This is a genomic window from Klebsiella sp. MS 92-3 (assembly GCF_000195655.1).
GTDB lineage: Bacteria > Pseudomonadota > Gammaproteobacteria > Enterobacterales > Enterobacteriaceae > Klebsiella > Klebsiella pneumoniae.
Genome location: NZ_GL882837.1, coordinates 11241 through 21102 on the forward strand (window position 1 = coordinate 11241; position 9862 = coordinate 21102).

At 59.3% G+C, this 9862-nt stretch carries 7 protein-coding genes; 6 read left to right on the forward strand and 1 reads right to left on the reverse strand.

Going from position 1 to position 9862, the window contains the following annotated elements; all coding sequences use genetic code 11:
* Nucleotides 1–255 precede the first annotated feature (255 nt).
* Both puuC and HMPREF9538_RS07725 read left to right on the forward strand, forming a co-directional pair.
* Nucleotides 256–1743: an aldehyde dehydrogenase PuuC gene (puuC, locus tag HMPREF9538_RS07730; RefSeq protein WP_020317008.1), complete on the forward strand. Its 1488-nt coding sequence runs from the start codon at nucleotides 256–258 to the stop codon at nucleotides 1741–1743.
* 2 nt (nucleotides 1744–1745) lie between these two features.
* A complete protein-coding gene (locus tag HMPREF9538_RS07725) occupies nucleotides 1746–3026 on the forward strand; it encodes an NAD(P)/FAD-dependent oxidoreductase (protein ID WP_002898585.1) in 1281 nt (426 codons plus the stop codon).
* Here HMPREF9538_RS07725 and HMPREF9538_RS07720 read toward each other — a convergent pair.
* Entirely contained in the window at nucleotides 3023–3985 is a 963-nt protein-coding gene (locus HMPREF9538_RS07720) for a LysR substrate-binding domain-containing protein (protein ID WP_004221441.1), read from the reverse strand. The two genes, HMPREF9538_RS07725 and HMPREF9538_RS07720, sit on opposite strands and share 4 nt — an antisense overlap.
* Nucleotides 3986–4067: 82 nt before the next feature.
* Here HMPREF9538_RS07720 and HMPREF9538_RS07715 point away from each other — a divergent pair, with 82 nt between their 5' ends.
* The 4 genes from HMPREF9538_RS07715 to HMPREF9538_RS07700 all read left to right on the forward strand — a co-directional run bounded on the left by HMPREF9538_RS07715 (nucleotide 4068) and on the right by HMPREF9538_RS07700 (nucleotide 9843).
* Nucleotides 4068–5153: a tartrate dehydrogenase gene (locus HMPREF9538_RS07715; RefSeq protein ID WP_009485767.1), complete on the forward strand. Its 1086-nt coding sequence runs from the start codon at nucleotides 4068–4070 to the stop codon at nucleotides 5151–5153.
* A 454-nt stretch (nucleotides 5154–5607) separates the two neighbouring features.
* Nucleotides 5608–7215: a BCCT family transporter gene (locus HMPREF9538_RS07710; protein WP_009485769.1), complete on the forward strand. Its 1608-nt coding sequence runs from the start codon at nucleotides 5608–5610 to the stop codon at nucleotides 7213–7215.
* Between the two features lie 36 nt (nucleotides 7216–7251).
* On the forward strand, nucleotides 7252–8376 hold the full coding sequence (yeaW, locus tag HMPREF9538_RS07705) for a carnitine monooxygenase, oxygenase subunit YeaW (RefSeq protein ID WP_002898571.1): 1125 nt from the start codon (nucleotides 7252–7254) through the stop codon (nucleotides 8374–8376).
* Nucleotides 8377–8394: 18 nt separating this feature from the next.
* Entirely contained in the window at nucleotides 8395–9843 is a 1449-nt protein-coding gene (locus HMPREF9538_RS07700; protein WP_009485770.1) for an NAD-dependent succinate-semialdehyde dehydrogenase, read from the forward strand.
* Nucleotides 9844–9862: the final 19 nt, after the last annotated feature.

The following is a 9862-nucleotide window of genomic DNA, read 5'->3' on the forward strand; positions in this document are numbered from 1 at the left end:
GGGGCGAAGAACTCGTAGTAATAACGTCTGCGCCGTACGGAATATTATTTCCTGTTGGCCCTGAAATAATTAACGCCAGTGAATGGCGACTCGCTCCTGAATAATTCGGGTTGCAAACAACCCGTCAAAAATCAGGAGAATAAAACGGTATTCAACTCCGGGGATACGCTATGCCCTGCGCCCGGCGCAGTGCCCCCGTGCAGCCTGAAAACGCCGCACTGATTAATTTGCCGATAATGTTTTTAAGGAGTCATGATGAATTTTCAGCACCTGGCTTACTGGCAGGAAAAAGCGAAAAACCTGGCCATTGAAACGCGCTTATTTATTAACGGCGAATATTGCGCCGCGGCCGATAATACCACCTTTGAGACGATCGACCCCGCCGCGCAGCAGACATTAGCCCAGGTCGCCCGCGGTAAAAAAGCCGACGTCGAACGGGCGGTGAAAGCCGCGCGCCAGACTTTTGATAACGGCGACTGGTCGCAGGCCTCCCCCGCACAGCGTAAAGCGATCCTCACTCGCTTTGCTGATCTGATGGAGGCCCATCGTGAAGAGCTGGCGCTGCTGGAAACGCTGGATACCGGCAAACCGATTCGCCACAGCCTGCGCGACGATATTCCCGGCGCCGCCCGCGCCATTCGCTGGTATGCCGAAGCGCTGGATAAAGTCTATGGCGAAGTGGCCCCCACCGGCAGCAACGAGCTGGCGATGATCGTTCGCGAACCAATTGGCGTGATCGCCGCGGTGGTGCCGTGGAACTTCCCGCTGCTGCTGGCCTGCTGGAAACTCGGCCCGGCGCTGGCGGCGGGCAATAGCGTAATCCTCAAACCCTCGGAAAAATCGCCGCTTACCGCCCTGCGTCTGGCCGGGCTGGCGAAAGAGGCCGGCCTGCCGGACGGCGTGTTGAACGTGGTCAGCGGCTTTGGCCACGAGGCCGGGCAGGCGCTGGCCCTGCATCCTGATGTTGAAGTCATCACCTTCACCGGCTCCACCCGCACCGGCAAGCAGCTGCTGAAAGACGCCGGCGACAGCAATATGAAGCGCGTGTGGCTGGAAGCGGGCGGCAAGAGCGCCAACATTGTCTTCGCCGATTGCCCGGATCTGCAACAAGCGGTTCGCGCCACCGCCGGCGGCATCTTCTACAACCAGGGACAGGTGTGCATCGCCGGGACCCGTCTGCTGCTCGAGGAGAGCATCGCTGACGAGTTCCTGGCGCGGCTGAAAGCTGAGGCGCAACACTGGCAGCCGGGCAACCCGCTCGATCCGGACACCACCATGGGCATGCTGATTGACAATACCCATGCCGACAACGTGCATAGCTTTATTCGCGGCGGCGAAAGCCAAAGCACCCTGTTCCTCGACGGACGGAAAAACCCGTGGCCTGCCGCCGTTGGCCCGACCATTTTCGTTGACGTCGACCCGGCATCAACCCTCAGCCGGGAAGAGATCTTCGGCCCGGTGCTGGTGGTGACCCGCTTCAAAAGCGAAGAAGAGGCGCTAAAGCTCGCCAATGACAGCGACTACGGCTTGGGCGCCGCGGTGTGGACCCGCGATCTCTCCCGCGCCCACCGCATGAGCCGCCGCCTGAAGGCCGGCTCGGTCTTCGTCAACAACTATAACGATGGTGATATGACCGTTCCGTTCGGCGGCTACAAGCAGAGCGGCAACGGGCGCGATAAATCGCTGCACGCGCTGGAAAAATTCACCGAACTGAAAACCATCTGGATTGCCCTGGAGTCTTGATCATGACTGAACATACCACTAGCTACTATGCCGCCAGCGCCAACAAGTATGAACCGTTCCCGACGCTGGAGGGATCCATCAACTGTGACGTCTGCGTCGTCGGCGGCGGCTACACCGGCCTCTCGTCTGCCCTGCATCTGGCCGAAATGGGCTACGACGTGGTGGTGCTGGAAGGGGCGCGCATCGGCTTCGGCGCCAGCGGCCGCAACGGCGGTCAGCTGGTCAACTCCTATAGCCGCGATATCGACGTCATTGAAAAGAACTACGGCCCGGATGCGGCAAAAATGCTCGGCAGCATGATGTTCGAAGGCGGCGATATCATCCGCGAACGCATCCAGCGGTATCAGATCCAGTGCGATTACCGCCCGGGCGGCCTGTTCGTGGCGATGAACCATAAACAGCTGGAAACCCTGGAAGAGCAGAAAGCCAACTGGGAGCGCTACGGCAACACCCAGCTGGAGCTGCTGGACAGAGAGGCCATTCGTCGCGAAGTGGACAGCGACCGCTACGTCGGCGCCCTGCTCGACCACAGCGGCGGCCATATTCACCCGCTGAACCTTGCCATCGGCGAAGCGGATGCCATTCGCCTGAACGGCGGCCGGGTGTATGAGCAGTCGCCGGTCACCCGCATCCAGCACACCAGCCCGGCGGTGGTCAGCACCGCGCGCGGCCAGGTCACCGCGCGCTACGTGATCGTCGCCGGCAACGCCTATCTTGGCGATAAACTGGAGCCGGAGCTGGCGAAACGCAGCATGCCGTGCGGCACCCAGGTGGTCACTACCGCTCCGCTGTCGGAAGAGGTCGCCCGCTCGCTGATCCCGAAAAACTACTGTGTGGAAGACTGTAACTACCTGCTGGACTACTACCGTCTGACCGGCGACAACCGTCTGCTGTACGGCGGCGGCGTGGTCTACGGCGCGCGCGATCCGGACGACGTGGAGCGGCTGATTATGCCGAAACTGCTGAAAACCTTCCCGCAGCTGCAGGGGGTGAAGATTGACTACCGCTGGACGGGCAACTTCCTGCTGACCCTGTCGCGGATGCCGCAGTTCGGGCGTCTCGATAACAATATTTACTACATGCAGGGCTACAGCGGCCACGGCGTGACCTGTACCCACCTTGCCGGACGCTTGATTTCAGAGCTGCTGCGCGGCGACGCCGAGCGTTTCGACGCCTTCGCCAAACTGCCGCACTACCCGTTCCCGGGCGGCCGCAGCCTGCGCATTCCTTTTACCGCCATGGGCGCCGCCTACTACAGCCTGCGCGACCGCCTTGGGGTTTAATCGCCTCTGCCGACGGCGCTGGCCGTCGGCTCATGCTGCGGATAGTGCAGCTGAAAGTAGTGGCGCAGAAACTCCACGGTGGTGCGGATTTTGGCCGACGTCGCCAGCCGGGAGACGTAAACCGCCCAGACGTTGGCCGGCTGCCAGTAGTCCGGCAGCACCTGCACCAGATGTCCGCTGGCGATATTCTCCCGGACGTCCCACCACGAACGGAGCGCAATCCCCTGCCCGTCCAGACACCACTGATGCACAATTTCACCATGGTTGGAGGAGAGCGGCCCGGTTACCTTGATGGCGTGCTGGCCCTCTTTGCTATGCAATTGCCAGACGCCGAACGGATGATCGCGCTCTTTAATCACCAGGCAGGGTAACGCGGCCAGATCGCTCAGCTGTTTCGGCGGCGCATGGCGGGCAAGGAACTGCGGCGAGGCGCAGAGTACGCGGTGATTGGCCGCCAGCTGGCGGGCAATCAGATTCGGTGCGATATCGTCGCCGACGCGAATATCGAGATCCACCCCTTCATTGACTAAATCCACCAGCCGGTCCTGGACATCGAAACGCAGCTCCAGCTGCGGGTACTGGAGAGCCAGCGCCGACAGCGCCGGGGCGACAACCCGACGGCCAAAGCCGAAGCTACTGATAATACGCAGCGTTCCCTGCGGCACCTGGCGCACGTCGGAAAGCTCATCCATCATCTCATCGACATCCTGCAAAATGCGCTGCGCCCATTCATAGATCCGCTCCCCCTCTTCGGTAATGGTGACCCGACGGGTGGTCCGGTGCAGCAACATCACATTCAGGGTTTGCTCCAGCAGCGAAACCCGCTTGCTGACGAACGCCGGCGATACGCCAAGCTCCTCGGCGGCGGCGGCGAACCCGGCCCGGCGAGCGACCAGCATAAAGACGCGTAAATCATTTAGCAGCGGCAGATTATTCATGATCTGTGTTTTATGTTTCACCAGTTAGCGTGATTAATTATGAACCAGTCAATTATAGGATAGGCAGGTGGTCAAACATCATCGTTAAAAAGTGAGAACCGGAATGAAAAAAACCTGTCGTATTGCCGCCATCCCGGGTGACGGAATTGGCAAAGAAGTGCTGCCTGAAGGGATTCGCGTGCTGCAAGCCGCCGCACAGCGTTGGGATCTGTCATTGAGCTTCGAGCAGATGGAGTGGGCAAGCTGCGAATATTACGCCCATCACGGCAAGATGATGCCGGACGACTGGCGCGAGCAGCTGCAGGGCTTCGATGCTATCTACTTCGGCGCCGTCGGCTGGCCGGATAGCGTTCCCGACCACATTTCGCTGTGGGGGTCGCTGCTGAAGTTCCGCCGCGAGTTCGATCAATACGTCAACCTGCGCCCGGTGCGCCTGTTCCCCGGCGTCCCCTGCCCGCTGGCGGGTAAAAAGGCCGGAGATATCGATTTTTACGTGGTGCGCGAAAATACCGAAGGCGAATATTCCGCCCTCGGCGGCCGCGCCAATGAAGGCACCGAGCATGAAGTGGTGATTCAGGAGTCGGTCTTTACCCGCCGCGGCGTTGACCGGATCCTGCGCTACGCCTTCGAACTGGCGCAAAGCCGCCCACGCAAAACGCTGACCTCCGCAACCAAATCCAATGGCCTGGCCATCAGCATGCCCTATTGGGATGAGCGGGTGGAAGAGATGGCCAAAAACTATCCCGAAATTCGCTGGGACAAGCAGCATATCGATATCCTGTGCGCCCGCTTCGTGCTGCAGCCGGAGCGTTTTGACGTGGTGGTCGGCTCCAACCTGTTCGGCGATATTCTCTCCGATCTCGGCCCGGCCTGTACCGGCACTATCGGCATTGCGCCGTCGGCCAATCTCAATCCGGAGCGCCCCTTCCCGTCGCTGTTCGAGCCGGTTCACGGCTCCGCGCCGGATATCTACGGTAAAAATATCGCCAACCCGATCGCCACCATATGGGCCGGGGCGATGATGCTCGATTTCCTCGGCAACGGCGATGAGCGCTACCACGCCGCTCACGATGGCATTCTGGCGGCGATTGAGCAGACGATCGCCTGCGGACCGAAAACTCCGGACATGAAAGGCAGTGCCTCAACGCAGCAGGTTAGCGAGGCTATCTGCAAGGCCATTTTGGCGTAATTACCCCGCCGCTCCCCGGTGGCGCTGCGCTTACCGGGGCTACAATGGCACGATAATGTAGTGAGTAGGCCGGGTAAGGCACAGCAGCCACCCGGCAAAAAAACGGCACAGCAAGTAGCCCAGGTAAGGCGCAGCCGCTACCCGGGAAAACCCGCGCGCCTGGTCCGCCAACTCCCCTCTCTTTTCGCTATGCAGAATCCCCCACGATTGACAAGTGAACCGCATCACAGCGGTGAACTTTATTAATTCCTGAAAGGACAGAACCTGCGCCAATTCACCTTTTATTATTTCCGTTTCGTGTTTTATTGCTTCACGAAACGGCCAATTGTTTAATTCATGTAACGAAGAAATAATCCAATTGTTAATAGCATCTTGCTACGAACCCTGACCCTACAGCGTGATAACAACGACAGGCTAAAGCCACCGACGGGCAATCATGCCCAGGAGATCACTCATGTTGAGCAACGTAAAGAAAAAAGATGTGCCGCTGATTGTCATCAGCCTGGCGGCCATTGTTTTCATCGCCGCTACATTAAGTCTCTTCCCCCAACAAACCGCCCAGGCGGCTAATTCGATTTTTAACGGCGTCACCCGCCTGCTGGGTTCCGCGGTACAGGTGCTGGTGCTGCTGGCGCTGGGACTGGTGTTATATCTGGCCACCAGCAAATACGGCAATATCCGGCTCGGCGAAGGCAAAGCCGAGTACAGCACTCTCTCATGGCTGTTTATGTTTATCTGCGCCGGGCTCGGCTCCTCTACCCTGTACTGGGGTGTTGCCGAGTGGGCTTATTACTACCAGACCCCTGGCCTGAATATTGCGCCGCATTCAGCAAAAGCGCTGGAATACAGCATCCCGTACTCTTTCTTCCACTGGGGCATTAGCGCGTGGGCGACCTACACCCTCGCCTCGCTGATCATGGCCTATCACTTCCACGTGCGGAAAAATAAAGGCCTCAGCCTTTCCGGGATTATTTCGGCGATCACCGGCGTTAATCCGCAGGGCTTTTGGGGCCGCCTGGTCGATCTGATGTTCCTGATCGCCACCGTCGGCGCGTTAACCATTTCGCTGGTAGTCACTGCCGCCACCTTCACCCGCGGCCTGTCAGCGCTGACCGGACTGCCGGATAACTTCACCATGCAGGCATTTGTGATCCTGCTCTCCGGCGGTATTTTCTGCATGAGTTCGTGGATTGGCATCAACAACGGCCTGCAGCGCCTGAGCAAAATGGTCGGCTGGGGGGCGTTTCTGCTGCCGTTGGTGGTATTACTGGTTGGCCCGACCGAATTCATCACCAATAACATCATTAACGCCGTCGGCCTGACGACCCAAAACTTCCTGCAGATGAGCCTGTTTACCGACCCGCTCGGCGACGGCGCCTTTACCCGCAACTGGACCGTCTTCTACTGGCTGTGGTGGATCTCCTACACCCCAGGCGTGGCGATGTTCGTCACCCGCGTCTCCCGCGGGCGCAAAATCAAAGAGGTGATCTGGGGACTGCTCCTCGGTAGCACCGCCGGCTGCTGGTTTTTCTTCGGGGTGATGGAAAGCTACGCCATGCACCAGTTCGTTAACGGCGTGATTAACGTACCACAGGTGATGCAGACTCTCGGCGGCGAAACCGCCGTCCAGCAGGTCCTGATGTCGCTGCCGGCAGGTAAGCTGTTCCTCGCCGCCTATCTGTTCGTGATGATTGTTTTCCTCGCCTCGCACATGGATGCGGTGGCCTACACCATGGCGGCGACCAGTACCCGCAACCTGCGCGAAGGCGAGGATCCGGATCGCGGCATGCGCCTGTTCTGGTGCGTGGTGATCACCCTCATCCCGCTGTCGATTCTGTTTACCGGCGCTTCGCTTGAGACCATGAAAACTACCGTGGTGCTGACCGCCCTACCGTTCCTGGCCATTTTACTGATTAAAACCGGCGGCTTCGTGCGCTGGTTAAAACAGGACTACGCCCACGTTCCGGTCCATCAGATAGAAACCCATACCCCCGAGCCCATTATTAAAGCCGAGACGCTGCCGGTTGGCGCGGTACTCAAAGGCGACGGCCAGTCGCTGTAAAACCTCTTACTGACAATAATCACAAGGTGACCCTACATGAGCAATTTGAGCCCTGACTTCACCCTGCCGATTAACTTTTGTGCCAATCCACAGGACGCCTGGACCATTCCGGCCCGTTTTTACACCGACAGCCAGGCGTTTGAGCACGAGAAAGAGCGCATCTTCGCCAATAGCTGGATTTGCGTCGCCCACGGCAGCGAGGTCGCCCGGCCGAACGATTACATTACCCGGGAGATCATCGGCGAAAATATCGTTATAGTCCGCGGCCGCGACAACATTCTGCGCGCCTTCTATAACGTCTGCCCACACCGCGGCCACCAGCTACTGAGCGGCGAGGGCAAAGCCAAAAACGTGATTACCTGCCCCTATCACGCCTGGGCCTTCAAGCTGGACGGCAATCTCGCCCACGCCCGCAACTGCGAAAACGTGGCGAATTTCGATAGCGAAAAGGCAACGCTGGTGCCGGTTCGCCTGGAAGAGTATGCCGGCTTTGTGTTTATCAATATGAATCCGGAAGCGGAGAGTGTGGAAACGCAGCTACCGGGGCTGCAGGACAAAGTGCTGGAAGCCTGTCCGGACGTGCATGATCTGAAACTGGCGGCGCGCTTTACCACCCTCACCCCGGCGAACTGGAAAAATATCGTCGATAACTATCTGGAATGTTACCACTGCGGTCCGGCGCACCCGGGCTTCTCGGATTCCGTCCAGGTTGACCGCTACTGGCACACCATGCACGGCAAATGGACGCTGCAGTATGGCTTCGCCAAACCGTCCGAGCAGTCGTTTAAATTCGAAGAGGGTACCGACGCCGCGTTTCACGGTTTCTGGCTGTGGCCGTGCACCATGTTCAACGTCACGCCGATCAAGGGCATGATGACCGTTATCTATGAATTCCCGGTGGATGAAGAGACCACTCTGCAGAATTACGACATCTATTTCACCAACGAAGAGCTGACTGACGATCAGAAAGCGCTGATTGAGTGGTATCGCGACGTGTTCCGCCCGGAAGATTTACGCCTGGTGGAAAGCGTACAGAAGGGGCTGAAGTCCCGCGGCTATCGCGGCCAGGGGCGCATTATGGCGGATAACAGCGGCAGCGGTATCTCCGAGCACGGGATCGCGCATTTCCACAATCTGGTCGCCCAGGTGTTCCAGCCGTAATCGTTGAAGGAGCTTGCTATGTCTGTGTTTCACTCAGATCTGTTTCGCCAGCAGGCGCTGATTGCCGGAAGCTGGCGCGACGCCGCCGACGGCACGACGCTTGCCGTCAGCAATCCTTCCACCGGCGCGACGCTCGGCCAGATCCCCAATATGGGGCGTGCGGAAGCGCAACAGGCAGTGGATGCCGCCGCGGCCGCGCTGCCGGGCTGGCGCGCGTTCACCGCCGCCCAGCGCGCCGCGCTATTGAAAAACTGGCACCGCCTGATCCTCGAAAACAAGACCGCGCTGGCGCAGATCATGACCGCCGAGCAGGGCAAGCCGCTGGCGGAAGCGGAAGGCGAAATCGCCTATGCCGCCTCGTTTATCGAGTGGTTTGCCGAACAAGGGAAACGCGCCAACGGCGAGATAATCCCCTCCCCCGGCGCCGATAAACGCCTGATGGTGATCCGCCAGGGGGTAGGCGTCTGCGCGGCGATCACCCCGTGGAACTTCCCGGCGGCGATGATCACCCGGAAGGCCGGCCCGGCGCTGGCCGCGGGTTGTACGATGGTGATTAAGCCGGCTAACGAAACGCCGTTTACCGCGCTGGCGATGGCGGAGCTGGCGAATCAGGCCGGGATCCCGCAGAGCGTCATTAACGTCGTAACCGGGCAGTCGCGTGAGATTGGCGCGGTGTTCACCGGCGATGAGCGGGTACGTAAGCTCTCCTTTACCGGTTCGACCGAAGTCGGCCGCGTGCTGATGCGCCAGTGCGCGGAATCCATCAAAAAGCTCTCTTTAGAGCTCGGCGGTAACGCGCCGTTTATCGTCTTTGACGACGCCGATATCGATAAAGCGGTCGAGGGGGCGCTGATCGCCAAGTTCCGCAACGCCGGGCAAACCTGCGTTTGCGTCAACCGCTTCTATATTCATCGCGCCATCTACGACCAATTCTGCGATAAGTTCGTCGCCCGCGTCGCCGCCCTGAAAGTCGGCGATGGCAGCGAGTCCGATGTCCAGATTGGCCCGCTTATCAACGCCGATGCCGGACGCAAAGTGCAGTCCCTGCTCAACGACGCCATGAGCCGCGGCGCCACGCTGTTAACCGGCGGAAAAGCGCATCCGCTTGGCGGTAATTTCTTCACCCCTACGGTAATCGGCGACGTACAGCCTGGGTCACTGCTGCTGCAGGAAGAGATTTTCGGCCCGGTGGCCGCGCTGGTGAAATTTGAGGATGAGCAAGAGGTCATTGAGCAGGCCAATAACACCATCTACGGCCTCGCCTCCTATTTTTACAGCAACGATGCCGCCCGTATCTGGCGCGTCTCCGAGCAACTGGAATACGGCATGGTCGGCATCAATACCGGGCTGATTTCTAATGAAGTCGCGCCATTTGGCGGAGTGAAACAGTCGGGTCTTGGCCGCGAAGGCTCGGAACACGGAATCGAAGATTACCTGGAGATGAAGTATCTCTGCCAGGGGTTGTAAATATCCTCTCCCCGCCGCG